Annotated in this window: 19 protein-coding genes and 3 tRNA genes; 5 read left to right on the top strand and 17 right to left on the bottom strand. The window is 57.4% G+C overall.

The window, feature by feature from the left end; genetic code table 11:
• Positions 1-24: 24 nt before the first annotated feature.
• From HMPREF1323_RS09040 to HMPREF1323_RS07330, 10 genes are all read right to left on the bottom strand, one after another.
• Positions 25-804 (bottom strand): 3'-5' exonuclease, encoded by a 780-nt coding sequence (locus tag HMPREF1323_RS09040; protein ID WP_009433561.1) that lies wholly within the window; start codon positions 802-804, stop codon positions 25-27.
• A 5-nt stretch (positions 805-809) separates the two neighbouring features.
• Positions 810-2588, bottom strand: a complete 1779-nt coding sequence (locus HMPREF1323_RS07290) for a bifunctional metallophosphatase/5'-nucleotidase (protein ID WP_009433531.1) — start codon at positions 2586-2588, stop codon at positions 810-812.
• 44 nt (positions 2589-2632) lie between these two features.
• The gene (gene metG, locus HMPREF1323_RS07295; RefSeq protein WP_009433544.1) at positions 2633-4675 is read right to left on the bottom strand and encodes a methionine--tRNA ligase; all 2043 of its coding nucleotides are present in this window, start codon (positions 4673-4675) and stop codon (positions 2633-2635) included.
• A gap of 81 nt (positions 4676-4756) precedes the next feature.
• The gene (gene galE / locus HMPREF1323_RS07300) at positions 4757-5791 is read right to left on the bottom strand and encodes a UDP-glucose 4-epimerase GalE (protein ID WP_009433559.1); all 1035 of its coding nucleotides are present in this window, start codon (positions 5789-5791) and stop codon (positions 4757-4759) included.
• Positions 5792-5812: 21 nt separating this feature from the next.
• On the bottom strand, positions 5813-6409 hold the full coding sequence (gene yihA / locus HMPREF1323_RS07305) for a ribosome biogenesis GTP-binding protein YihA/YsxC (protein WP_009433530.1): 597 nt from the start codon (positions 6407-6409) through the stop codon (positions 5813-5815).
• Between the two features lie 394 nt (positions 6410-6803).
• Entirely contained in the window at positions 6804-9320 is a 2517-nt protein-coding gene (locus HMPREF1323_RS07310; RefSeq protein ID WP_009433538.1) for a glycosyl hydrolase family 95 catalytic domain-containing protein, read from the bottom strand.
• 202 nt (positions 9321-9522) lie between these two features.
• Complete coding sequence (gdhA, locus tag HMPREF1323_RS07315) at positions 9523-10860, bottom strand: NADP-specific glutamate dehydrogenase (protein WP_009433563.1); 1338 nt, start codon at positions 10858-10860, stop codon at positions 9523-9525.
• Positions 10861-11185: 325 nt separating this feature from the next.
• Positions 11186-12418, bottom strand: coding sequence for an ABC transporter permease (locus HMPREF1323_RS07320; RefSeq protein ID WP_009433558.1), 1233 nt, complete (start codon positions 12416-12418; stop codon positions 11186-11188).
• A 28-nt stretch (positions 12419-12446) separates the two neighbouring features.
• Complete coding sequence (gene rbfA, locus HMPREF1323_RS07325; protein ID WP_009433517.1) at positions 12447-12791, bottom strand: 30S ribosome-binding factor RbfA; 345 nt, start codon at positions 12789-12791, stop codon at positions 12447-12449.
• A gap of 637 nt (positions 12792-13428) precedes the next feature.
• On the bottom strand, positions 13429-13932 hold the full coding sequence (locus HMPREF1323_RS07330) for a hypothetical protein (protein ID WP_009433524.1): 504 nt from the start codon (positions 13930-13932) through the stop codon (positions 13429-13431).
• Positions 13933-14492: 560 nt separating this feature from the next.
• On the opposite strand from HMPREF1323_RS07330, the gene cas9 reads away from it, so the two are divergent.
• The 5 genes from cas9 (at position 14493) to HMPREF1323_RS07355 (ending at position 20728) form a co-directional block, all read left to right on the top strand.
• Entirely contained in the window at positions 14493-18080 is a 3588-nt protein-coding gene (gene cas9, locus HMPREF1323_RS07335; RefSeq protein ID WP_198004378.1) for a type II CRISPR RNA-guided endonuclease Cas9, read from the top strand.
• 15 nt (positions 18081-18095) lie between these two features.
• The gene (cas1, locus tag HMPREF1323_RS07340; RefSeq protein WP_009433508.1) at positions 18096-19019 is read left to right on the top strand and encodes a type II CRISPR-associated endonuclease Cas1; all 924 of its coding nucleotides are present in this window, start codon (positions 18096-18098) and stop codon (positions 19017-19019) included.
• Positions 19001-19339 (top strand): CRISPR-associated endonuclease Cas2, encoded by a 339-nt coding sequence (gene cas2 / locus HMPREF1323_RS07345; protein ID WP_009433512.1) that lies wholly within the window; start codon positions 19001-19003, stop codon positions 19337-19339. The genes cas1 and cas2 overlap by 19 nt, the downstream gene beginning before the upstream one ends.
• A gap of 1186 nt (positions 19340-20525) precedes the next feature.
• Positions 20526-20599 (top strand) — tRNA-Asn (locus HMPREF1323_RS07350).
• A gap of 55 nt (positions 20600-20654) precedes the next feature.
• A tRNA-Asn gene (locus tag HMPREF1323_RS07355) sits at positions 20655-20728 on the top strand.
• Between the two features lie 166 nt (positions 20729-20894).
• On the opposite strand, the gene trxB is transcribed toward HMPREF1323_RS07355, so the two are convergent.
• The 7 genes from trxB to HMPREF1323_RS07390 all read right to left on the bottom strand — a co-directional run bounded on the left by trxB (position 20895) and on the right by HMPREF1323_RS07390 (position 26812).
• A complete protein-coding gene (gene trxB, locus HMPREF1323_RS07360; protein WP_009433521.1) occupies positions 20895-21839 on the bottom strand; it encodes a thioredoxin-disulfide reductase in 945 nt (314 codons plus the stop codon).
• A 45-nt stretch (positions 21840-21884) separates the two neighbouring features.
• Complete coding sequence (locus HMPREF1323_RS07365) at positions 21885-22388, bottom strand: RNA polymerase sigma factor (protein ID WP_044115306.1); 504 nt, start codon at positions 22386-22388, stop codon at positions 21885-21887.
• Positions 22389-22540: 152 nt separating this feature from the next.
• A complete protein-coding gene (gene ung, locus HMPREF1323_RS07370; protein ID WP_009433519.1) occupies positions 22541-23209 on the bottom strand; it encodes a uracil-DNA glycosylase in 669 nt (222 codons plus the stop codon).
• A complete protein-coding gene (locus tag HMPREF1323_RS07375) occupies positions 23206-24078 on the bottom strand; it encodes an HAD family hydrolase (protein ID WP_009433502.1) in 873 nt (290 codons plus the stop codon). The genes ung and HMPREF1323_RS07375 overlap by 4 nt, the downstream gene beginning before the upstream one ends.
• 74 nt (positions 24079-24152) lie before the next feature.
• A tRNA-His gene (locus HMPREF1323_RS07380) sits at positions 24153-24231 on the bottom strand.
• A gap of 65 nt (positions 24232-24296) precedes the next feature.
• On the bottom strand, positions 24297-24992 hold the full coding sequence (locus HMPREF1323_RS07385; RefSeq protein WP_009433528.1) for an RluA family pseudouridine synthase: 696 nt from the start codon (positions 24990-24992) through the stop codon (positions 24297-24299).
• Between the two features lie 23 nt (positions 24993-25015).
• Positions 25016-26812, bottom strand: a complete 1797-nt coding sequence (locus tag HMPREF1323_RS07390; protein ID WP_009433513.1) for a chloride channel protein — start codon at positions 26810-26812, stop codon at positions 25016-25018.
• Positions 26813-26815: the final 3 nt, after the last annotated feature.

The following is a 26815-nucleotide window of genomic DNA, read 5'->3' on the forward strand; positions in this document are numbered from 1 at the left end:
GTTTATAGCTATGCGTGGAGTGCGCTACACGATGAGCTGCCTAAGGCAAGCCGCGCAGAGGCGGATGTCACGCAGGCCCTTGTGGCGGAAGCGCACGTGGACGGCTGGCTGGTGTAGGTAGAGGTAGCCGAAGAGTTCGCTGAGCTTGGGATAGGCTGCCTCGCCCGAAGCGCGGCGCTTGAATCCTAAGACTCGCCCGCGCTCCATCGTGCAGAGGGTGGGGAGTGCCTCCAGCGAAGCTGTCGGTAGCCCTACGGTTTCCAGCTCTGAGAGGACAAGGGTGCGATGGAAGCGGACGTTGTGTGCGACGAGTACTTTCGCCTCGCTCACGGCTTGGAGCAAGCGCTCCAGCACGGGGCGTAGCTCCTCGCCCTCACACTCCATCTGCTCCGTCGTGATGCCGTGTAGGGCGGTAGCTTCCTCCGTTATAGAGGCACTACGGAGGATGAGGTGCGTCTCCTCGGAGAGGCAGGCACCTGTAGCGTCCAGCACCTGCCACGAGAGCAGGATAATCGGCGAGGGTGCGAACTCTATCCCTACCTCCTCTTCGTGGAGGATATCCTGCGTCTCGGTATCGAGGACGAGGTAGTGGGGGAGGGCTTCTCTTGGAGCAGGACTGTCAAAGAGTGGGGACGAATCGACATCGACCTCTACAGCGATAGGTGCGTCCTGTCGCTGTAGAGGTCGATGCGTATGTGCCGAGCGGAGAAGCTCCGAGTGGCGCTGAAGGCCCCATCTCAAGAGAAGCTGCAGGAGTACCAGCGCAAGAGGTACCAAGAGCAGAAGGAGTGGGGTAAGGCGCATAAGGCTTACTTCTTAGGGAAGAGGAAGGCACGGCTACGCTCTGCGGCGGCCTTTGCCCAGTCCTCGGGGAGGAAGCGCCAGTTCTTCGGGTCTACGGGGCGGACGACCTTGTGACGGCGGAAGAATTCTGCTAAGTAATAGGACTGGTCGTGCGAGGTAGCGCCGACGATACGCTTCGGCAGGTCTTCCTTTGCGATGCCAGAGCCCGTAGTGAGCATCCCCCCAGCACCTCCAGCACGGTAGGAGTTGACGGCTACACGATAGGTGCGGTCGAGGTCGAAGGGCTCGCTATGCCCCGTGAGGCGAAGTATTGTCACACGCTCGCCCTCGGGCTTGGAGAGGTCTACGGTGTAGTCGATGCCTTGCGCCGCGCTGTAGTTGTAGGGCGGTACGAAGGTCTTATACTTGTCCGTCGGCTGTGCTCCAGTGCGCAGGCGGATGAGCCCGCCATCTTCGGTGATGGAGGTCGCAGCCCAGCCTGCATAGGAGTGCTCGAGGTAGCCACGTATCTCACGACCCGTGAGCTGCATAGCGTAGAGGAAGTTAGAGAAGGGGCAGAACTTAAAGAGGTCGCGTACATAGACCTTGCCAGCGGGGAGGACGGCAGTGGTCTTCAGCGGTGCGGCAAAGGAGATCTCTGCGCCCACCGACTCGAGCTGCATACGGTGGATGATATCCATATAGGGTGTCGTACCGAAGAGGGCATCTTCGCCACGCACCTCGGAGGCCAGCTCACCGACTTCAGTAGCCAGATAGTCATTCACTGCAGCGTACTCCTGGGCGAAGTGGCGGAGGAAGACCGAGTCTGGCTCTACACCCTCGAGTGAGATGAAGGAGGGGACGAGCTGCTTGGAGATGATGCGGCCACCTTCCTTGCGTACGGTGATCTGGATGTCCGCGACACGATCGAGATGGTTCGCGGGATTGATGAGGAGGACAGAGTCCGTCGTGCTTCCCTCAGGGCGGATCCACTCCAGCTCCTGACGGTGGTCGTGCCCAATGAGTAGGAGGTCAATGCCCATACCCTTGTTCGCCAGCGCACGGCCAGCATTCTCGAGGTAATCGGGGTTGTCATTCTCCAGCCCGGAGTGCATCAGCACTACAAGGAGGTCGGGCTTCTCGCGCTGCTGGATGAGGGGTACCCAGTGTGCTGCCGAGGTGAGGATATCGTCAAAGTGCAGGCCTTCCCAGAGATGGGCAGGTACCCACTGGGGGATGGCAGGCGTCGTGAAGCCTAAGACGGCTACACGCAGCCCAGCACGGGTGAAGACGTGATAGGGCTTGAAGTAAGGCTCGCCCGTCTTGTCGGAGATGATGTTCGCTGCGATGAGGGGAAACTTACACTCGCGCCCCCACTTGTCGAAGACGCTATGCCCAGGCTCGATGTCGTGGTTGCCCATGGCGACTGCATCGTAGCCGAGGTAGTTCATCGCCGAGGAGACGATGTGCGTCGAGAGGGTGTCGACGTAGTTGTAGTAGTATGTCGGGGGCTCGCCCTGCAGGAGGTCACCAGCGTCCAGCAGTAGGGTCTCGGGGTCGGTACGACGGATCTCGCGCAGTACTGTCGAGAGGCGTGACATACTCCCTGTGCCAGGGCGGTCATTGAGGAAGTCATAGGGGAAGATATTCCCGTGGACGTCAGTCGTGTGGAGGATACGGAGCTTGTGTTGCGTGACACGGGGCGTCTTCTGCGCCCAGGCTACGGAGCCTAAGAGGAAGAAGAGGACGAGTACCCCTGCCCAGCGTACTGGGCTAAGGATACTCGTCTTGAGAGAGCTATTCATGTAAGTGGGTTCTTGGTCTGAATAATCAGGGGAGGGGCGAAGCCTTACTTGACTTCGCTACCAGGGGTGATCGGGCCCTGAGGCGTGATCACGCGGAGCTGGCCCGTCGTGCGATCGGCTGCGGAGAGGATCATCCCCTGCGACTCGAGGCCACGGAGCTTGCGTGGAGGGAGGTTGGCGATGAAGCAGACCTGCTTGCCTACCAGCTCCTCGGGAGCGTAGTGCTCAGCGATACCCGAGATGATCGTACGGCCACCCAGACCGTCATCGATGTGGAACTGCAGGAGCTTGTCGGCCTTAGGCACCTTCGTGCACTCGGTGACGGTACCCACACGGATGTCCAGCTTGAGGAAGTCCTCGAAGTCGATATTCTCAGCGATGGGGGCAGCGTGATCTTCGGCAGCCTCGTTGGCTTCCTTCGTCGCCTGCAGCTTCTGGATCTGAGCCTCGATGACGTCATCCTCGATCTTCTCGAAGAGGAGGCTGGCCTCGCCGAGCGTGTGCCCAGCTTCGATGAGGTCGCTACGGCCGAGGTCGGTCCATGCGGGGAGGTCGATGGCGAGCATCTTGCAGAGCTTCTCGCTGCTCATCGGCAGGAAGGGCGCGAAGGCAATGGCGAGGTTAGCCGTGATCTGCAGGGAGATGTTGAGGATCGTGGCGACACGCTCCATATCGGTCTTCGCCAGCTTCCAAGGCTCGGTGTCGGCGAGGTACTTGTTGCCAAGGCGTGCCAGATTCATTGCTTCCTTGAGAGCTTCGCGGAAGTGGAAGTTGTCCAGCTCACGCTCGATGGCGGCACGGACGGTGGAGAGCTCTGCGAGGGTCTCGCGGTCGAAGTCGGTCAGCGCACCGAGGGCGGGAACCTTCCCGTCGAAGTACTTCGAGGTGAGGACGAGGGCACGGTTCACGAAGTTACCGAAGACAGCTACCAGCTCATTGTTGTTGCGTGCCTGGAAGTCACGCCACGTGAAGTCGTTGTCCTTCGTCTCGGGGGCATTGGCCGTGAGGACGTAGCGTAGGACGTCCTGCTTACCAGGCAGATCCTCGAGGTACTCGTTGAGCCAGACGGCCCAGTTGCGGCTCGTGGAGATCTTGTCGCCCTCGAGGTTGAGGAACTCATTGGCGGGGACGTTCTCGGGGAGGATGTAGGAGCCTTCGGCACGGAGCATCGCAGGGAAGACGATGCAGTGGAAGACGATGTTGTCCTTACCGATGAAGTGTAGGAGGCGCGTGTCTTCGCTCTTCCACCACTTCTCCCAGCTGTCGGGCAGGAGCTCCTTCGTATTGGAGATATAGCCGATAGGCGCATCGAACCACACGTAGAGCACCTTGCCCTCGGCACCCTCTACGGGTACGGGGATGCCCCAGTCGAGGTCACGGCTCACAGCACGGGGCTGCAGGCCTCCGTCGAGCCAGCTCTTACACTGCCCGTAGACATTGCTCTTCCACTCCTTGTGGTCCTCGAGGATCCACTGCTTGAGGAAGGGCTCGTGCTTGTCGAGGGGCAGATACCAGTGCTTTGTCTTGCGGAGCTCAGGCGTAGCACCGGAGATAGCGCTCTTGGGATGGATGAGGTCGGTGGGGTTCAGCGTCGAGCCACAGGACTCACACTGGTCACCATAGGCGCGCTCATTCTGACAGCGGGGGCAGGTACCCGTGATGTAGCGGTCCGCGAGGAACTGCTTGGCCTCGGGATCGTAGTACTGCTCGCTCTCTTCTTCGATGAAGCCGCCCTTATCGTAGATGGTTCGGAAGATCGAAGAGGCAAGCTCACGGTGCGTGGCGCTCGTCGTACGGCCGTAGGTATCGAAGGTGATACCGAAGTCAGCGAATGACTTGCGGATGATCCCGTCGTAGCGGTCGACGATATCCTGTGGGGTCACGCCTTCCTTCTTAGCCTTGATCGCGATGGGCACACCATGCTCGTCGCTACCACAGACGAAGAGCACCTCCTCTCCTCGGAGTCGCAGGTAGCGGGCATAGATATCAGAGGGGATGTACACACCTGCCAGGTGACCGATGTGCACGGGGCCGTTCGCATAAGGCAGGGCGGCGGTGATGAGGGTACGCTTGAAGTTCTTCTCCATCTATATTCTTTCTATCTAAGCACCATACGAAGGGGTAGGACGGATAAAAGTCCTACCCCTCGGCGCGCATGATGCGGTATATTACTTATTCTTCTCAATGAGGCGCTCCTGCCAAGCCCAAGCAGAGCGGAGCGTGTCGGCGAGGGATTCCTTAGCTTCCCAGCCGAGGATGGTGTTGGCCTTCGTCGGGTCAGCCCAGACCTTCTCGATGTCGCCTTCGCGGCGGCCGACGATCTTGTGGGGGACCTTCACGCCCGTGACAGCCTCGAAGGTGCGGATGAGCTCCAGCACGCTGACGCCACGACCGGTACCGATGTTGAAGGTCTCCAGAGGCTCGCTGCCCTTGGAGTCGTCCAGCATACGCTCGATAGCGATGACGTGGGCCTTCGCCAGGTCGACGACATTGATGTAGTCGCGGATGCAAGAGCCGTCGGGGGTGTTGTAGTCATCACCGAAGACGCTGAGCTGCTGACGGATACCAGCGGCGGTCTGCGTCAGGTAGGGGATGAGGTTCTGAGGCACACCATTGGGGAGCTCACCGATGAGTGCAGAGGGGTGAGCACCGATGGGGTTGAAGTAGCGCAGGCGGATGACCTTGTAGGGTACACCTGCATAGACTACATCGTTGAGGATCTCTTCATTGATCTGCTTCGTGTTGCCGTAGGGCGAGAGGGCTACCTGGATAGGCGCTTCCTCGGTGACGGGCAGGATCTCGGGCTGGCCGTAGACGGTGCATGACGAGGAGAAGACGATCCCCTTGGTACCGTGGCGCTGCATAGCCTCGAGGAGGACGATCAGTGAGAGCAAGTTATTCTTGTAGTAGAGCAGAGGCTTCTGTACGGATTCGCCGACAGCCTTGCTCGCAGCGAAGTGGATCACGCCCTGGATCGAGGGATGAGCCGTGAAGATGCGCTCGATAGCTGCCTCGTCATTGCAGTCAGCCTCGTAGAAGATGGGGCGAATGCCGGTGATCGCTTCGATGCCATCAAGGACCTCGATATTGGAGTTCGACAGGTTGTCAATGCTGACGACCTGATAGCCAGCCTGGATCAGTTCGACGGTGGTGTGAGAGCCGATATAGCCGGTACCGCCAGTGACGAGAATGGTTCCTTTCATTGTCTTACTTTGTGGAGTCTATTATAATGTAGTGTTGATTTCTTCGATGTAGCCGAGGAGCTCGTCACGCCCCATACGCTCCTCCGAGGAGGTGACGAAGATCGGGGGAAGCTCCTCCCACTCTTCGTGAAGCTTGGCCTTGTAGGCCTCGACGTTGGCTGCGAGACGACCCTTGCTGAGCTTGTCGGCCTTCGTGAAGACCAGAGCGAAGGGGACGCCTTCCTCACCCAGCCATTGGATGAACTCCAGGTCGATCTTCTGGGGCTCGTGTCGGCAGTCGAGGAGCACGAAGAGCAGTACCAGCTCCTTGCGCTCCAGTATGTAGTCCTCGATCATACGTCTCAGGCTATCACGGCTATCCTTGCCGAGGCGGGCATAGCCGTAGCCGGGGAGGTCGACGAGATACCACGCATCGTTGATGATGAAGTGGTTGATGAGCTGCGTCTTCCCAGGCTTCTGCGAGGTCATAGCCAGCCCCTTGCGTGCGGTGAGCATATTGATGAGCGAAGACTTCCCGACATTGGAGCGCCCGATGAAGGCGTATTCGGGGAGTCCCGTCGTCGGGCACTTCTCCACGCGACTATTGCTGATGACGAACTCTGCAGACTTGATGACCATAGGCTTTATTACGCTTATCTAGTGGCTACAAAGATACGGCTAAAGAAGCAAATAGCTACATCTCGCTCAGCTACCTTGTGCTGTAGGCTCTAAGTCGCTTCCGTAGCCACTACGTGAGGCTTTCCATACCCCGTACTCCCGTCTTCATCGTAGAGGGTGGTGCGAACCTATATTGGTCGGCGGGCTGACCAATATAGGTCGCTGCATCGACCAATATAGGTTCACACACGGACCAATATAGGTCAGCCCGCCGACCAATATAGGTTCGTCAAGGCTCCTCGGTAGGAGCGATGAGCAGACCAATAAGTAAGGGGCACGAACCGCAGTCGGTTCGTACCCCTTACTTGTGTGCCTCTTCTTGAGAGAGCCTGTGATAGCGTGGCTTGTGCGTTCCTTAGGCCTTCTTCACGACCTCCAGACGATCACCCGCCTGCATCTGGGGCAGGCGCAGGCGACCTTGGTGGAGGAGCGTCTTCGTGTCTAAGGGGCGGCCATTGAGTCGGAGGGCGTAGCCACGACCTTCGCCAGGCAGGAGGAGCGTGTGACGATAGGCGTGGTGTGCCTCGAGGACTAAGCGGTCGAGCTCGCCTGCAGACCAGCTGAGCGAGCAGGTGGCATTGCCGATGACGCGCAGGCCTTGGATGCTACCAGCCTTCCATGCCTTGGGCAGTGCAGGCAGCGGGATGATGCAGCCCGTCTCACTGCTGAGGAGCATCTCCATGATGCCCGAAGAGCCGCCGAAGTTCCCGTCGATCTGGAAGGGCGGATGCGAGCTGAAGAGGTTGGGCTCTGTACCACTGCCGTAGGGCTTATTCGTCTTGGGATCGATGGCGTCGACGGGGCGGAGGAGCATGTTCAGCACCTCATAAGCACCCTCAGCATCGCCCAGTCGTGCGTGGAAGTTCACCTTCCAGCCCATGGACCAGCTGGTGCTGCTTGAGCCACGTGCGATGAGTGTCTTCTTCGCCCCTTCGGCTAGCTCGGGCGTGCCGTGTGGCGTGATCTCGCTCCCAGGGAAGAGGCCGTAGAGATGCGATACGTGGCGGTGGTGTGGCTCGACCTCCTTGTAGTCCTCCATCCACTCCATGATACGCCCGTCAGGGCCGAGGGTAGTGGGCTTGAGCTGGCGCAGTGCCGTGGAGAGGCTGTCAACGAAGGTGCGGTCACGACCGAGAGTCATCGCCGCCTCGCGTGTCGTGGAGAAGAGCTCGCGCAGGATCTGATTGTCCATCGTTGAGCCTGCAGCTACGGCTACGGCCTTGCCTTGGGGCGTGTAGTAGCTGTTCTCTGGTGAGGTCGTGGGGACATTGACGAGGTAGCCGCTCTTGGGATCCTTGACCAGCGTCGTGAGGAAGAAGCGTGCTGCTCCCTGCATCACGGGGTAGATGCGCTCGAGGTAAGCACGGTCTTGGCTGTAGCGATAGTGATTGTAGAGGTGCTCGCAGAGCCAAGCGGCAGAGGTATTCGTGGCGCCCCAGCTAGGATGCTCGCCAGGGGCGGTGAACTGCCATACGTTGCCGAGGACGTGCGTGACCCAGCCCTTAGCACGGTAGAAGGTGCGTGCTGTACGCTCACCCGAGGGTACGATGCTCTCGACCCAATCCGTGAGCGCCCCGACGGTCTCGGGGAGTGCACCCTTCTCGGCAGGCCAGTAGTTCATCTGTAGGTTGATGTTCAGGTGGTAGTCCCCATTCCAAGGAGCTTGGATGGTTTCGGTCCATATGCCCTGCAGGTTGGGAGGCAGAGCGCCAGGGCGTGTGCTGGAGATCAGGAGGTAGCGGCCCAGCTGCATATAGAGGGCAGCCAGTGCTGGGTCACGCTCAGGATGCTCGTAGTAAGCGATGAGACGGCGCTGGATAGGCAGCGATGAGAGTGCTGGGTCAGAGCCGAGGAAGCGAGCCTGTACGCGGTCCATCTGTGCAGTGAAGCGCTGGACGTGCTCAGCGAAGAGGTTGGCTTCGCCCACAGCCTTAGCTTGGAGCGTCTGCTCGATGCTGCGTGCCATGACGGGCAGGCGCTTGTCGTAGTAGTTGGTGTTGTGCGCGATGTAGAGCTCGACCGTGGGGGCATTCACTATGAGTAGCTCATCGCCACGGGTGATGAGCGTACCGCCCTGAGGCAGGACGGGGCGTACGACGATGGCGTAGCTCATGCCACGACCGCCCTTGCCGTCGGGGAGCTGACCCGAGAGCGTCAAGAAGCCTGCTTCGGCTGCGGGGTGCCCATTCTCGGGGCGGGAGAGGGAGAGGCGCAGCGTGTCACGACGTGCCTCTTCGCTGTGGTTCGTGAGGTGCACGACCTGCACCTCACGGCCGAGGACGCTGTATAGACGCTTCGTGCGATAGGCTTGCCCGTCGACGACGAAGCTCTCTCTGCTGACGCCTTCACTGAGGCTCAGCCCGCGGTAGTAGCCGCTGAGCTCGGGAGCTTTGTCCCAATTGAGGTGAAGGAAGCCGCCGACTTGGTAGCTGCCGTAGGGGGTATTCGCTCCCTGTCCGCGTCCGCTCCCTACGCCACCGCAGACGAAGGTGCGATAGATGAGGTCTTCGGCTTCCTTAGCACGTCCAGCGAGGAGGAGCTTACGGATGGCGGGGAGTTGCTTGTAGGCCTCGGCGTTCCAAGCGGTGGAGTCGACCGAGCCGCTCCACATGGAGCTTTCGTTGAGGGTGATCCTCTGATGCTGTACGCCACCATCGGAGAGCATCCCCAGGCGGCCATTGCCGAGGGGGAGCGCCTCCATCATGCTCGTGGCCGGGCGATCGAAGAAATAGGTGAGGCTCTCGCGGTAAGCCTGGTCTACGGAGGTCGTCGTCTTAGCCCGCGGTGCCGCCGTCGTGGGGCTGGCGAAGGCGTTGCCTGCGCTGAGGGCTGCTGCGACGAGGGTGCAGCGAAGTAGGGTAGTATATGCCATAGGACTTGTGCAAGCGATATGGAAGCATCGGCTCCCGTTTGCCCGCAAAGATAAGCCATTCTTCCGCCCAAGCATCAGTCTCGCCTCTCAGTTCCCTCCTCTCGGTCGTTTCGCTGGGGCTATAAAAAGGCTCAGCCCGCATTCCCCGAGCGTGGGGAATGCGGGCTGTAAGCCTTATGAAACTTGAGGGAAGGGTCGCTCCTTAGAGGACGCCCTGCTCGAGCATTGCCTGAGCTACCTTGAGGAAGCCAGCAACGTTAGCACCCTTGACGTAGTTGATGTAGTCTCCTTCACGGCCATGAGCCACGCACTGTTCGTGGATGTCGCTCATGATCTGGTGGAGCTTAGCATCGACTTCTTCGTTGGTCCAGTAGAGGTGCATAGCGTTCTGAGTCATTTCGAGACCAGAGGTAGCTACACCACCAGCGTTGACTGCCTTACCAGGAGCGAAGAGCATCTTCTTTTCTACGAAGTACTCAGCAGCTTCGGCCGTACAACCCATGTTCGACGTTTCAGCTACGATGGTTACGCCGTTAGCGTGGAGCATCTTAGCATCTTCTTCGTTCATTTCGTTCTGCGTAGCGCAAGGCATAGCGATGTCTACCTTCTGCTCCCAAGGCTTCTTGCCAGCGAAGAACTGAGCGTTGGGGAACTTCTTAGCGTAGTCAGAGACGACGTCGTTACCGCTGGAGCGGAGGTCGAGCAGCGCCTGGAACTTCTCGGGGGTGTTGATACCGTCTGGGTCGTAGACGTAGCCGTCAGGACCAGAGATGGTGACGACCTTAGCACCGAGTTCGGTAGCCTTCTGAGCTACACCCCAAGCTACGTTACCGAAGCCAGAGATAGCTACCGTCTTGCCCTTGAGGTCGATGTTGTGCTGCTTGCAGATGTGCTGTACGAAGTAGACAGCGCCGAAGCCCGTAGATTCGGGACGCAGGCGAGAGCCACCGAAGGTGAAGCCCTTACCGGTCATCGTACCCGTGTGCTCATTAGCAAGGCGCTTGTACTGACCGTACATATAGGCGACTTCGCGACCACCTACGCCGATGTCCCCTGCGGGTACGTCGGTGTCAGGGCCGATGTGGCGCCACAGCTCGCGCATGAAGCTCTGGCAGAAAGTCATGATTTCGCGGTCGCTCTTACCCTTAGGAGAGAAGTCAGCACCGCCCTTACCACCGCCCATAGGCAGCGTGGTGAGTGCATTCTTGAAGGTCTGTTCGAAGCCGAGGAACTTCAGGATAGAGAGGTTGACAGAGGGATGGAAGCGGATACCACCCTTGTATGGGCCTATAGCGTTGTTGAACTGTACGCGGTAGCCGATGTTCACATGGACTTTACCTGCATCGTCGATCCAAGGTACACGGAAGGTGATGATACGGTCGGGCTCTACGAGGCGTTCCATGATAGCTGCCTTTTCAAACTCGGGGTGCTGGTTGTAGACTTCTTCTACAGAGAGAAGAACTTCCTTCACAGCCTGGAGGAATTCCTTTTCCCCAGGGTGCTTTGCCTCGAGCGAGGCTAAAATCTCAGCGGATTTCATAACTGATCGATCTAATAGTTTTGCGTGTACGGCTCGTGTAGGAGCCTTGATTTCACAGCAAATATATGCAATGATTTTTACCTTGACAAATGTAGTAGCTTCTTTTAATTTCTTAGGAAAGAAGCGCATCTACACGGCTTTTCCGCTATGTGTGAATAGGGGTGTGAAAGGCAAAATAGCTGGTGAAAATCGTGTGTTATCCCTCGGTATCGTGGCAAATCTTTTGCTTTTCACTTCACCCTCCTTCCCTGCATTCATGAGCACAGCACACCACCCTATATATAATAAGGTATAGGAGAGGTGAAGACGATGGGGCGGAATGCGCCTAACCGCGGCGGAAGAAACGGGTGGGGTAGAGGGAGATGAGGAAGGAGAGCGCCGTCACCGAGACGAAGATGACGAGCATATCCAGCGGGCGTACATCCACGGGGAGTGCCATCGCCTCGATACCGCTACCGGAGCGGAGGATGCCGAAGCGTGCCTGCAGGAGGCAGAGTATCCAGCCGAGGAGCATGCCGACGCTGGTCCCCGTGAGGGCGATCAGTAGGCCCACACGGCGGAAGACCTGCTGCGTGAAGCTGGGTGGTGCACCGAGGGCGGTGAAGATACGGCTGTCGTCCTGCTTCTCGATGAGGAGCATAGCCAGCGAGCTGGCGACGTTGAAGGCCGCCAGGAGGAGGATGAAGAGTAGGATGAGATAGGTCATAACCTTCTCCATACGGATGAGGTAGGAGAGGTCTGGGTGCTGCTCTTCGCGGTCGAGGGCGGTAAGGCGGTCGCCGTAGAGTGCCTTCACCTGCTGCTTGAATTCGGAGGTCTTGACGCCTGAGCGGAGGTGGATGCCGAGAGCCGATACTTCGCTCTCCTCATAGTCGAGTACGTCCTGCAGGTCAGCTAAGGGGAGGTAGATCGCAGCATCCGTCTCTTGGCTCGTGGGCTGATACTGCCCGATGACCCGTGCCTCGAGGCTCTGGAAGGACGAGGCAGGGGCTAAGGGATTGGTGAAGCCGAGGCGCTTGGGGAAGAGGACTTCGGCAGCGGGACCATTGTGCTCGGTGCGGCTACTATCCTGCGGGAGCTGAATCGCTGCGCCGAGCTGGATGGGGGTGATGGGTGCACCTTCGGCGTCTACGAGGGTCGTCGCCGAGTGGAGCTCAGGCACATCAGCTGCACGCCCCATCGGGTAGACGGAGGCAAAGGCCGAGTCCACCCCGACGGCATCCACGACCCACTGCTGCTCCCCTACACGTAGGAGTCCCTTGCTCTCCAGGCGTAGGGCAATCGCTTCGGCACCAGCCTTCGTGAGCTTGGTGCGGTAGTCGGGGAACTTCTTCAGGTCGAAGACTCCGCCCTCGGTGTCTCTTAGGACGATGTCGGCATCGACCTGCTTTGTAGCTCCGAGGATCATCGCCACATAGCCATTGTACACGCCGACGACAGCCACCAGCGCCATAGCGACGACAGCGATGGCGACGGCAGAGAGTGCCGTCACATAGTTCACTGCATGCAGGCGGGTGCGGCTGAAGAGGTAGCGGAGGGCTATGCGGAAGCTGAGCACGGACGAGGGGCGGGGAGTGGGGAGGTCGTTACTTGTCGTTCAGCCCGAGGAGGCTATCGATGCGCTCGAGGTAGTCGAGTGAGTCATCGATGAAGAAGGTCAGCTCGGGGAGCTTACGCAGCTGCTTACCTACGCGCAGGCCGAGGTCATAGCGGATGGTCTTTGCGCTGGAGCGAATTGACTCGAGTAGCTCTTCGGCCTTATCCGAGGGGAAGATGCTCAGGCGCACACGAGCGATGCTGAGGTCGGGGCTCACGGTCACCGACGTCACGGTGATCAGTGTGCCGGGGATGCTCTGGGTCTGTATGCGGAAGAGGTCGCTGATCTCCTTTTGGATGAGTCGATTGATTCGGCTCATTCTTGTATTATCCATTGTCTCTGTCTTTTTGAATTACGCTTACAAAGTTAGTCAAAGCTCGCCTCATCTCCCGCCTCTACGCGGGCGGTCGGCGAAGGTCAGACGGCTGACTGCCTATGTGAAGACTGTTGCTGCGAGTCCTGTTCTCTATTTAGAGTGCTAAGGTGTCGCACACCCGGCTCCCCGATAGACCTCTCCGAAGTGCCCTTCGCCTTATTGCGCGTATTCCTCTTATTCAGCGGAGGAGAAAGTGTCCTTCTCGTGAATAAAAAAGTGCCTTCCCGTAGCGGTTTTTCTCTGTCTGCGCACGTAGTCTTAAAGACCAGGCACGCAAATCCAAATATCCACGTACGTAGATATTAGATCCACGTACGTAGTCCAAACTTATTTGCCACTCGTTCACAACTTTTTATCCCTATGCGGAGCAACAACCTAATAGAGGTTACTTCACAAAGCTATATAGCTCTACCCATGCACCCATATACCGATATATGGGATCATTGCGCAAGCCCACCTCTTCATTACTTGTACCTTCTCCTCGAAAAGAGAAGATCCCACTTGATGCACCCTCGGATGGAGCGGTGTCAAGTGGGATCTTGCTTGGAATAATGCGTCAGAGAGCGTGTGGCCCTTCTAAGTCGGGGTCGTTTGGCTAGTTGCCGTTAGCCTCGACTTTGTAAAATTCACTTGATAATGACTGTGAAGAGGTGAGTGTTACCTCCTTCTCGTAGGTCTTGAGGTACTTGTTCCCTCTATACTGCTTCACGCTCGTCTTTACCTTGATGGATGCAGGACCATTACTATTATCGGGTCTGCGTACGATAATACCAACATATAGCCCCGAACCCTTGTGGGTGAAGGTCGTGCGATAGGACTTTGCGATGGGGTCTCTCCACTCGGAGTTGTAGATGGTCTGAGAGACGAGCTTGCCGTCACGGTAGATGTCAGATCCCCCTTCGGGGTTGGCTGTGAAGTGGACGCTGATCGGAGCGGATGCACTGATCGAGACCTCTTGCTTCAGGTCTGCGCTGCCAAAGCCGCCGAATTCTCCGCCTGGCAGGTCACTCTTGCCACCGCAAGAGCTGAGCACTAAGGCAAAGGAGAAGAGGAGAAGAGATAGGATGCCGAGTCGGCGAATTGATTGTTTTGTAGCCATTTTACTTGTAGTTGATGATGAGGCGGAGGGAGGGTAGACCGAGCTATCCAGCTCCGCAGTAATGGTTCCGTTAAATGAATTGTACTTAGGGAAGGAGTGTAAGACGGGCTTCTTCTCCTACCTTAACTACAACGAGAAAATGTATGGATATGTTGTTTTCTCGCGGAAATATGTTCGTGTATAATAGTATGTAGTAAATAAAGGTAAACTGTCTTCGCATCGTATATACCCCGAATTCGCGGAGAAGCAGCCTCAGGATAGCTCACTTTTGGTGTAGGGAAAGTGGGTGTATGGTGAGCCCTCCTGTGAGATGTAAGTCGCTCATGGATGCGGTGTTGCTTGCTCGACAGCGGGGAAGTTGCTACATTTGTTTCAGTACTACGGCTGATCGTAGTGGCCTGACCTCTCGGTCTGATCACAAAAAAGAAGGGTGAGAACCTCACTTAAGAGGCCCCACCCTGGATGTTCTCACAACGGAATAAATCCTTATTGTGATTAGCTTTCAGATTTCGTTACTGCAAATGTAGCCATTTTTCTTAATATCAACACAACCAATGCTTATGAGCAAACATGTACTTGGTCTTGACCTCGGAGTAGGATCAATAGGGTGGTGCCTTATCGCCCTCGATGCGCAGGGAGATCCTGCCGAAATCTTAGGTATGGGGAGCCGTGTCGTCCCCTTAAATAATGCTACCAAAGCAATTGAAGCCTTTAACGCAGGGGCAGCCTTCACGGCGAGCCAAGAGCGGACGGCGCGCCGTACGATGCGCCGAGGCTTTGCCCGCTATCAGCTGCGTCGCTACCGTCTACGTCGGGAGCTGGAGAAGGTCGGGATGCTCCCCGATGCCGCACTCATTCAGCTCCCTCTGCTGGAGCTGTGGGAGCTCCGCGAGCGGGCCGCTACAGCTGGTCGGCGCCTGACGCTGCCCGAGCTGGGGCGTGTGCTCTGCCACATCAATCAGAAGCGTGGCTACCGGCATGTCAAGAGTGATGCCGCTGCCATCGTCGGTGATGAGGGAGAGAAGAAGAAGGACTCGAATAGTGCCTACCTCGCTGGTATCCGTGCGAATGACGAGAAGCTCCAGGCTGAGCACAAGACGGTGGGACAGTACTTCGCCGAGCAGCTCCGTCAGAATCAGAGTGAGAGCCCCACGGGCGGCATCAGCTACCGCATCAAGGATCAGATCTTCTCCCGTCAGTGCTACATTGATGAGTACGATCAGATCATGGCGGTTCAGCGCGTGCACTATCCCGATATCCTCACAGACGAGTTCATCCGGATGCTACGCGATGAAGTCATCTTCATGCAGCGCCCGCTGAAGTCCTGCAAGCACCTGGTCTCACTGTGCGAGTTCGAGAAGCAGGAGAGGGTGATGCGCGTCCAGCAGGACGACGGCAAGGGCGGTTGGCAGCTCGTCGAGCGCAGGGTCAAGTTCGGCCCGAAGGTCGCTCCGAAGTCCTCGCCCCTCTTCCAGCTCTGCTGCATCTATGAGGCGGTGAATAATATCCGTCTGACCCGTCCCAACGGCTCACCGTGCGACATCACTCCCGAGGAGCGTGCTAAGATCGTCGCACATCTCCAGTCAAGTGCTTCGCTATCCTTCGCCGCGCTGAAGAAGCTTCTCAAGGAGAAGGCGCTCATCGCAGATCAGCTTACCTCAAAGAGTGGACTGAAGGGGAATAGCACGCGGGTCGCTCTCGCCTCGGCTCTGCAGCCCTATCCGCAGTATCACCACCTCCTCGATATGGAGCTGGAGACGCGTATGATGACCGTCCAGCTCACCGACGAAGAGACGGGCGAGGTCACCGAGCGAGAGGTCGCTGTCGTCACCGATAGCTACGTCCGCAAGCCCCTTTACCGCCTGTGGCACATCCTCTACTCCATCGAGGAGCGTGAGGCGATGCGCCGTGCTCTCATCACGCAGCTCGGCATGAAGGAGGAGGACCTGGACGGCGGGCTCTTGGATCAGCTCTATCGTCTGGACTTCGTCAAGCCTGGCTATGGGAATAAGTCCGCGAAGTTCATCTGCAAGCTCCTCCCCCAGCTACAGCAGGGGCTGGGCTATAGCGAGGCGTGCGCAGCCGTCGGCTACCGCCACTCGAATAGCCCTACCAGCGAAGAGATCACTGAGCGCACACTTCTGGAGAAGATACCGCTGCTGCAGCGCAATGAGCTGCGTCAGCCCCTCGTTGAGAAGATCCTCAACCAGATGATCAACCTTGTCAATGCGCTCAAGGCCGAGTACGGCATCGATGAAGTCCGTGTCGAGCTGGCGCGTGAGCTGAAGATGTCCCGCGAGGAGCGTGAGCGTATGGCTCGAAATAACAAGGATCGGGAGGAGCGTAATAAAGGAGTCGCTGCGAAGATCCGTGAGTGTGGGCTTTATCCGACGAAGCCTCGCATCCAAAAGTACATGTTGTGGAAGGAGGCTGGACGCCAGTGTCTGTATTGTGGTCGGTCAATTGAAGAGGAGCAGTGTCTCAGAGAAGGAGGTATGGAGGTCGAGCACATCATCCCGAAGTCCGTCCTCTACGATGATTCCTACGGCAATAAGACCTGCGCCTGCCGCCGATGCAATAAGGAGAAGGGCAATCGCACCGCTCTTGAGTACATCCGAGCAAAGGGTAGGGAAGCCGAGTATATGAAGCGCATCAATGACCTGCTGAAGGAGAAGAAGATTTCCTACAGCAAGCACCAGCGCCTACGCTGGCTGAAGGAAGATATCCCCTCCGACTTCCTCGAGCGCCAGCTACGTCTGACGCAGTACATCTCTCGCCAAGCTATGGCTATCCTCCAGCAGGGTATCCGCCGTGTCTCCGCGAGCGAGGGTGGAGTGACGGCTCGGCTTCGTAGCCTCTGGGGTTATGGTAAGATCCTCCATACGCTCAACCTCGATCGCTACGACTCGATGGGCGAGACCGAGCGCGTATCTCGGGAAGGTGAGGCGACCGAGGAGCTTCACATCACAAATTGGTCGAAGCGCATGGACCACCGCCACCACGCTATCGATGCTCTCGTCGTGGCATGTACTCGTCAGAGTTACATTCAGCGACTCAACCGCTTAAGCTCTGAGTTTGGGCGGGAGGATAAGAAGAAGGAAGATCAGGAAGCCCAGGAGCAGCAGGCGACGGAGACCGGTAGGCTCTCTAACCTAGAGCGCTGGCTGACCCAGCGTCCTCACTTCTCAGTGCGGACAGTCAGCGATAAGGTCGCCGAGATCCTCATCTCCTACCGACCAGGGCAGCGCGTCGTCACCCGCGGACGCAATATCTATCGTAAGAAGATGGCTGATGGTCGAGAAGTCTCCTGTGTACAGCGGGGCGTGCTGGTACCACGAGGAGAACTTATGGAGGCATCATTCTACGGGAAGATCCTCTCCCAAGGGAGGGTGCGTATTGTCAAGCGCTATCCTTTGCATGACCTTAAGGGGGAGGTCGTAGATCCGCACCTTCGTGAACTCATCACAACGTATAATCAAGAGCTTAAGTCTCGAGAGAAGGGGGCACCTATTCCTCCACTTTGCTTGGATAAGGATAAGAAGCAGGAGGTGCGCTCTGTGCGGTGCTATGCGAAAACACTGTCTTTGGATAAGGCTATTCCCATGTGCTTCGATGAGAAGGGAGAGCCCACCGCATTTGTAAAGTCGGCGAGTAATCATCACCTCGCCCTCTATCGTACTCCTAAGGGCAAGCTCGTGGAGTCTATCGTGACCTTTTGGGATGCTGTAGACCGTGCACGCTATGGGATCCCCTTAGTCATTACGCATCCGCGTGAGGTCATGGAGCAAGTCCTACAGCGCGGGGATATCCCCGAGCAGGTGCTGAGCTTACTTCCACCCTCCGATTGGGTATTTGTTGACTCCCTTCAGCAGGATGAGATGGTCGTCATTGGTCTGTCGGATGAGGAGCTTCAGCGAGCTCTCGAAGCACAGAATTATCGCAAGATCAGTGAACATCTCTACCGTGTGCAGAAGATGTCTTCCTCATACTATGTATTCAGATATCATTTGGAGACGAGTGTGGCAGATGATAAGAATACTTCGGGGCGTATTCCTAAATTTCATCGTGTGCAAAGCTTGAAAGCTTATGAGGAGAGGAATATCCGTAAGGTGCGTGTCGACCTTCTCGGACGGATCTCTCTGCTCTGATGCCCCCCTGCTACCATGATGAAGCGAACGATCTATATCGGCAATCCTGCCTACCTCTCTCTGCGCCTCAAGCAGATGGAGGTGCGGCAGCCGTTGGATGATCGTGAGACGACGGTACGGACGATCCCGATAGAGGATATCGGGGTCGTCCTCCTCGATCACCCACAGATTACGATCACCCATGCCCTCTTAGGGGCTTTGCTCGAGAATAATTGTGCTATCGTGACCTGCTCAGCGACGCACATGCCCTCGGGACTACTCCTCCCGCTGGACGGGCATACGCTCCAGACCGAGCGCTTCCGTGCACAGCTCGATGCCTCGCTTCCGCTGAGGAAGCAGCTCTGGCAACAGACGGTGCAGGCGAAGATCCTCAACCAAGCCCATGCCCTGCATACCGTCTTGGGAGAGCCTGCGAAGAATATGCTCGCTTGGTCCCGACAGGTCAAGAGCGGGGATGCAGACAATCTCGAGGCGCGGGCAGTAGCCTTCTATTGGCGCAACCTCTTCATCTCCCTCCCGGGCTTTGTGTGGGAGCGAGAGGAGGCCGCTCCGAACTCACTCCTGAACTACGGCTATGCCATCCTCAGAGCCATCATCGCACGGGCCCTCGTCGGCTGTGGCCTCCTCCCGACACTTGGTATTCATCACCACAATAAGTATAATGCTTATTGTCTGGCAGACGATATCATGGAGCCCTATCGCCCCTATGTGGATCTGCTCGTCGTGGAGATCTGTGAGGAGGAGGGCTTCCCTACGGAGCTGACGAAGGAGATCAAGGCACGACTACTCGCCCTCCCGACGCTGGATGTGGAGATCGAAGGACAGCGACGCCCGCTGATGTTGGCAGCGACGCAGACCGCGACCTCGCTCCTGCGTTGCTTCACGGGGGAGGCCCGCCGCTTGGCTTACCCTCTCTTGTCATGCGAGCCAAGCGCCTAAGTGAATACCGCATCATGTGGGTCTTTGTCTTCTTTGATCTGCCTACGAGTACGCCTAAGGAGCGCAAAGCGGCTACCAGCTTCCGCCAAGAGCTCCTGAAGGATGGCTTCACGATGTTTCAGTACTCCATATATATGCGCCATTGTGCGAGTATGGAGCAGGCACAGACGCATGTGCGTCGGGTCAAGGCGATGCTTCCCGATGAGGGCGAGGTGGTGATTATGACGCTTACCGACAAGCAGTTTGGTATGATGGAGCACTTCTCTTCGCGCAAGCCGACCGATGCCGTTCAGCTCCCTGACCTCTTCGATATGCTGTGAGATCTTAGATCGGAAAAGTCGCCAAGTAAAGGAAAAGCCCGTGGATATCCACGGGCTTTTCTCTTTCTAAATCCTTCAGCTAAGTGCTTGTTCCATAGACTCCTTTGTAGGGTCTGCTGTATTAGCAAGTGTGAAGGTACGGAATCTGAAAGCTAATCACAACAGAGACTTATTTACTACTGTACATTTGGTGGTGATAGTAATAGGTTGTTGCTCCGCGCATAGATAAAAGTTGTGGACGAGTAGCAGATAAGTTTGGGCTACGTACGTGGCTCTAATATCTACGTACGTGGATATTTGGATTTACGTGCCTGGTCTTTAAGACTACGTGCATAGATAGAAGAATACCACTACGGGAAGACGCTTTTTTCTTCACGAGAATGGCACTTTTCCCTCTGCTGAATAAGAGGAATACTCGCGATAAGGCGAAGGGCTTGTGTATCACTTCGGAGAGGTGTAATCGTGTAAACCACTTCTGTCTGCCCGGCTGGGTATGGTTTGCCAATCAGATGGTGATGTGAAGCTATATAGGTCTCTGGGTTGACCTATATAGGTTGACTCGCTGACCAATGTAGGTTGGTGTTGTTTTCTTATCGTGGGATAGATGCTATCTGTGTGCTGAGCCTGTGGTATGTGCGGCGAGGGAAAAGGGAATGGAGTCACGGATGACTCCGTGACTCCACCATGAAGTGTCACCCAGAGACCAGCGGAGCTTGAAGTTATCGCGCTTATAGTTTGCTGGCGTGCTGACAATGCAAAGATAATCCTTAACTTTGTGTTGCGAGGTACTCCGAATAGGGGACGTCGCTCCGATTAGCCCTATCCTCTGTCCAGAGCATAGGGCTAATCCTTATAGTACAAGCCCCACTCAAGTCGAGTGGGGCTTGCTGCAAAAAGCGAACGTACGGAGCTTGAAGTGATCGCGCCATAGGTAAATACGATCGCTTCGCTGGGTGCAAAGATAGTTTGTCTTTTCCTTGTCTCATCTTCTATCTCCTTGCTGTAGAGAAGGCTAAGCTATGGAGGTGGCGGAGCTTGAGGGGATGGGGTGCACTCGCTGATAGCTCCCTTGATGACAGGCTTTGTGCTCTCGAACTCTGCAGAGTTGCGGGCAAGTGGGGGAGGCGTTTGCGTATATGAAGAAGTTGTATTACCTTTGCAACCGCAACAAAGAAGGTGGTAATACTCTTCCTTAGCTCAGTCGGTTAGAGCATCTGACTGTTAATCAGAGGGTCCTTGGTTCAAGTCCAAGAGGAAGAGCTTCTCCCGAGTATGGGCGAGACGAATGAGCCCCTTCTGACGCTGCATTAAGTACTCTTCCTTAGCTCAGTCGGTTAGAGCATCTGACTGTTAATCAGAGGGTCCTTGGTTCAAGTCCAAGAGGAAGAGCTTAGAGAAGGAATTAGATTCAGGGAGATACCCTCAGGTCCAATTACGAGGACTTGGGGGTATTTCCTTTTATGTCCCCCCGTAGAGTGGGACGAAGACTATATAATGACAGCGCCCCTGCTCACCGATGGTGGGCAGGGGCGCTGCGCGTATAGGGGAGTGTGATTTAGAGCCCGTGTTCGCCGAGGTAGCGCTCAGCTTCAATAGCGGCCTTACAGCCTGAGGCTGCAGCGGTGACCGCCTGACGATAGAGGGGATCTGCGACGTCGCCAGCGGCGAAGACACCAGGGACGCGGGTGCGAGGCGTAGGCCCTTCGGTCTTGATGTAGCCCACTTCGTCTACCTCGACGTAGTCAGCGAAGAGCTCGGAGTTGGGGTGGTGACCGATAGCGAGGAAGAAGCCATCGATGGGCAGGTCTACGCGCTCTTCATCGGGCTGGCCGAGGCGCTTGACGAGATGTGCGCCTTCGACGCCATCTTCACCGTAGAGGCCCACGGTATTGTGCTCGTAGAGGACGGTGATCTTCTCGTTGGCTTCGACGCGCTGACGCATGATGTCAGAGGCGCGGAGGTAGTCCTTACGCACGATCATATAGACGTGCGAGGCGAGGCTCGCCAGATAGAGTGCCTCTTCGCAGGCCGTGTCACCGCCACCGACGACAGCGACCTTCTTATTGCGATAGAAGAAGCCATCACAGGTCGCACAGGCCGAGACGCCCATGCCTGCGTACTTCTCTTCGTCGGGCAGGCCGAGGTACTTAGCGGAAGCACCCGTAGCGATGATGACCGTATCGGCTTCGATCTCGACACCTTCCTCAAAGGTGATGACGTAGGGAGCCTTAGAGAGGTCAGCCTTCGTCGCCAGACCAGATCGGATCTCCGTACCGAAGCGCAGAGCCTGATTGCGGAGGTCCTGGGTGAGCGCTGGGCCGGTGACACCCTCGGGATAACCAGGGAAGTTCTCTACATCCGTGGTCTGCGTGAGCTGTCCTCCAGGCTGGATGCCTTCGTAGAGGAGTGGGGAGAGGTTGGCACGTGAGGCATAGATGGCTGCAGTGTAGCCAGCTGGGCCGGAGCCGATGATGAGGCAGCGGCGATGTTCTCTACTCATACTTGCGTAGTCTATATGTGATGGTGATAGAAACAGGGGCGAGTCTTAGCGCATATCGCGGAGCTTCTTCTGGAGCTCTTGGCGAGCGAAGAAGATGCGGCTCTTGACCGTACCGAGGGGGATGCCGAGGGTATCGGCGATCTCGTTGTACTTATACCCAGCGACAAACATGGAGAAAGGCTCCTTGAGTGAAGGCTGCAGCTCGGCGATAGCCCCCGTGATCTCCTTGATATCCATGGAGCCCTCGGGGGTGTTGTGTCCGCCTTCGCTAAGCAGAGGTACGTTGTAAGCGTCGACGTTGGGGTCGATGAAGCTCTGCGTACGCACGAGCTTGTGGTAGTTGTTGATGAAGATATTGCGCATGATCTTCAGCACCCACCCCTTGAAGTTGACGTTGTCGACGAACTTATCGTAGTTGTTTAGGACGCGCAGCGTAGTGTCTTGCGTCAGGTCTTCTGCATCGGCTTCGTCCTTCGTCAGCGTACGCGCGAAGTTCTTCATATAGTCCTGCATGCCGATCAGGTCCTTCTGTATCTGTAATACGTCCATGTCTGTAATGCTCTATTTTGTATAGTGAGGCGGTGCGCCGAGGGGCAATGTGGCGAGCCGTTTAATATCTTTTTTACAAAGATACTATTAATTCTTCCACAGAAAGCACGGAACTTTATATAGGTATATTGATATACTCAATATAGAGCGTATCACCAGCGGATGGGCGCCTTGCCCCACTGGGTGAGGTAGGCATTCGTCTGGCTGAAGTGACGGCATCCGAAGAAGCCACGATGGGCCGAGAGTGGGGAGGGATGTGGTGCTTCAAGTACAAGATGGCGGGTGCGATCGATCATACTTCCCTTGCGTCGGGCAGGGCTTCCCCAGAGGAGGAAGACGACGTGGTCACAGCTGCGGTTGATCGTCTCGATGATGGCATCGGTGAAGGTCTCCCAGCCGAGGCCCTGATGACTCGCTGCCATACCGGCGCGGACGGTGAGGGTGGTGTTGAGGAGGAGGACTCCCTGCTCCGCCCACGGCAGGAGGTGCCCGTCAGGGATGATCGAGGGCTGGCCGAGGTCGGAGGCGATCTCCTTCTTGATGTTGATGAGGCTCGGAGGTATAGGGACGCCCGCTGGCACGGAGAAGGCTAAGCCCTCGGCTTGCCCTGCACCGTGGTAGGGGTCTTGGCCTAAGATGACGACGCGCACCGTGGGGAGGGGGCAGGCATCGAGGGCACGGAAGATGAGCCCTCCAGGGGGATAGATAGGGCCTTCATGTTGGTAAGCCTGGCGGATGCGGTCGGTGAGGATGCTGAAGTAGAGCTTGTCGAACTCAGGCGCAAGGGCGGTACGCCAGCTCTCGTCGAGGCGGATGTTCATCGTGTAGTCGGGAAGAGGGGTGGGAGGTCTGCGGAGAGGATCTGATGGACGAGACCACGCAGGTCTCCGTGCCGTGCGGTGTAGAAGAGGGCGTGCCCTACGGCGGCGAGGGCGTCAAGGTCATTGGCACCATCGCCCGTATAGAGTGTCGAGGCGAGCGCCCCTGCAGTCCACTCCTCGAGGAAGGCACGCTTGCCCTCGGCATCAATGATAGCCTCGGGATCAAGTCCGTCGAAGTCGCCATCAGCGGTATAGCGTACGGCACTCCCTACAAAGGCGGAGAGCCCAACTCGCTCACAGATATCTTCGACGAAGGGCTGGTAAGCCCCCGTGACGATAGCCGTAGGGAGAGAGAGCTCACGAAGGAGAAGCGTGGTGTCGGTGGGGAGCGTGATGCTTCGGATGACCGAGTGAAGGGCCTCACGGGAGAGCCCACGAAGAAGCTCGGTGCGGTGCATGAAGCTCTCACGGAAGGGTGTGGCGCCTGCCATAGCCGCTTCGGTCAGGGCAGTCATCTCCTCCGAGCGACCTAAGAGACGGGCCAGCTCGGGCAGCAGCTCCGTCGTTGTGAGCGTGCCGTCGAGGTCGAAGGCGACGTGCGTGACCTCGGCTGTGGCACTCGAGGCAGGGAGGTAGAAGGCGCTGTGTGTGGTGCGCCCCCAAGGGATGAGGTGGGTGAGGAGCTCACGGCGTAGCTCCGTCTCGCTCACGCTTCGCTCTGTAGGATAGCTGTAGAGCCTGCCCTGTGGAGTGTCCGTGATACTTACCTTCGGTGCAGTGCCTATCGTCTCAGAGAGGAGGGCTCTGAGCTGCTGATCCTCTCCGTCCGTAGGGCGAGAGAAGAGATAGAGGTGCTGCACGTGGGGCATCGAGGCGGCGTGAGGGTATGTGTATATATAAAGCAAGAGTGCTTGACTTCGATAAGCCAAGCACTCTTCAGTTTTGGGGGTGGAAGATGGGATTCGAACCCACGACACCTGGAACCACAATCCAGTGCTCTAACCAACTGAGCTACAACCACCATATAAATGCTCTGCTTTTCGCTTGAGCACTGCAAAGGTAATACTACTTTCTCAATTCACCAAACCTACTGCGCGATGGTGGCTTCGAGGTCATGCCATAGCCGTTCGTCGGGCACGGGAGCTGTGAGCGTGAGGGCTTCCTTGCTCACGGGGTGCGTGAAGGATATCTGTCTGGAAAGTAGGCTGATACTCCCGCCGGGGTTGCTACGAGGTGCACCATACTTCAGGTCGCCCTTGATAGGGCAGCCGAGGGCAGCGAGCTGGCAACGGATCTGATGATGACGGCCCGTGTGGAGCTCGATCTCAAGGAGATGATAGTGTTCGCCCGAGGCCAGTAGGCGATAGGAGAGGCGGGCGAGCTTGGCGCCAGGCGTCGCAGCCCCTTGGCGAGCTACGTAGCTCTTGTTCTGCGACTCATTGCGCACGAGGTACTGCTCGAGGGTGTCGGAGTGCTTCGGCGGGCGGGCGGTGACGACGGCCCAGTAGCGCTTCGAGACGTCTCCCGTGCGGAAGAGCTCGTTCATGCGGCTGAGTGCCTTCGACGTCTTGGCGAAGAGGACGAGCCCACCCACGGGGCGGTCCAAGCGATGGATCACGCCGAGGTACACGTTGCCAGGCTTGTTGTACTTCTCCTTGAGCCAAGCCTTGAGGGCTTCGCTCATCGGCTCATCGCCCGTCTTGTCGCCCTGGACGATTTCGCCGGGGCGCTTGCTGACGCAGAGGAGGTGGTTGTCTTCGTAGACGACGGTAGGCTTATACATACGGGGATATGGGGAGGGGAGACTTAGTCCCCGATGAAGGTGCAGTTGAGTACCTCGCGGTAGCTATTGAAGATCGCGCTCTTGCTGATGAAGCCGAGGTAGCGCCCTTCCTCATCGACGACGGGCATCTTCCACGCCTTCGTCTCGTCGAAGAGGCGCATGACCTCCGTCATCGGGGTCGCTGAGGAGACCTTGACCTCGGGGGTGACCATGATCTTACGCACCTTGTAGCGGTCGTAGAGCTCGGGGCGGAACATGATGTTGCGTACATTATCCAGCTCGACGATGCCGACGAGTACCCCGCGCTCATCGACCACGGGGAAGGAGTTGCGGTGGCTCACCGAGATGACGCTGACCATCTCACCGAGGGTCATGTCGGGGGAGACGACCTCGAAGTCACGCTCCAGTACGCTCTCCAGATTCATCAGCGTCAGTACGGCCGTATCCTTCTGATGCGTGAGGAGCTTGCCTTGCTCTGCCAGACGGAGCGAGTAGATACTGTGGGGCATAAAGATACGGATCGTGGCGAAGGAGGTCAGCGACACGAGCATCAGTGGCAGGAAGAGGTTGTACCCTCCCGAGAGCTCAGCGATGAGGAAAACACCCGTCAGTGGGGCGTGCATCACGCCAGCGATCAGCCCTGCCATACCGAGCAAGATGTAGTTCTTCGGGGAGATGAAGACGTTGAGCGAACTGAAGTAGTTCACCAGATAGGAGAAGATGAAGCCCGTGAGCCCGCCCATGAAGAGGGTGGGAGCGAAGAGCCCGCCACAGCCACCGCCCGAGTTCGTCGCTACGGAGGCGAAGACCTTGAAGAGGACGGTGAGGAGGAAGAAGGCGAAGACCACCCAGTAGGAGTTCGAGAACGCCTCGAAGATACTCCCGTCAAGGAGCTGCGTGTACTGCCCATCCAAGAGGATATTCACCGAGTCATATCCTTCGCCATAGAGCGGAGGGAAGACGAAGATGAGCAGGGAGAGGATAGCTGCCGAGATGAGGTAGCGCAGGCGGATGTCCTTGATGCGCTTCAGCTCGCTCTCGAAGCGGAACATCGTCTTCGAGAAGTACAGCGACATCAGCCCGCACACCACGCCCAGCAGGATCATCAGCGGGATGCGCTCGATATGATAGGGGTCGGTCTGGATGAACTGGAAGAGGATCTCCTTCCCTGAGAGGACGTAGGCCACGGCAGCAGCCGAGACGGAGCTGACCAGGAGAGGGAGGACGGAGGCCATCGTGAGGTCAAGGAGTAGGACCTCGATGACGAAGACAAGCCCTGTGATAGGTGCCTTGAAGATGCCCCCGAGGGCACCAGCGACACCACAGCCGATGAGGAGCATAAGGTTACGCTGCTCGAGGCGGAAGAGACGTCCGAAGTTCGACCCCACGGCTGCACCCGTCATTACGATAGGGCTCTCAGCCCCTACCGATCCCCCGAAGCTAATGGTCAGAGCACTGGCTATGATGGAGCTCCAGGTGTTGTGCGGCTTGATACGGCTCTTACGCTGGGAGATGGAGCTGAGCACCTTCGTCACCCCATGGCTGATGTCGTCCCGCACGATGTAGCGGACGAAGAGCAGGGAGAGGAGAATCCCCAGCGCGGGGAAGAGCAGGTAGAGGTAGTGATGATCCTCGATATTCTGGAGGATGAAGGTCTCGACGACGTGGATGATGAACTTGAGGAGAGCAGCCACAAGCGCCATCGTCACCCCGATGAGAAGGCTCAGGATGAGGAGGAAGTAGCGCTCGCTGATGTGGCGCTCTCGCCAGCTGATGAGTCGGTCGAGCAGAGGTGTGATGGCTTGACTGAAGGCAGACATCGG

Origin of the sequence: Porphyromonas sp. oral taxon 279 str. F0450 (genome assembly GCF_000292995.1) — a bacterium.
Taxonomy (GTDB): domain Bacteria; phylum Bacteroidota; class Bacteroidia; order Bacteroidales; family Porphyromonadaceae; genus Porphyromonas; species Porphyromonas pasteri.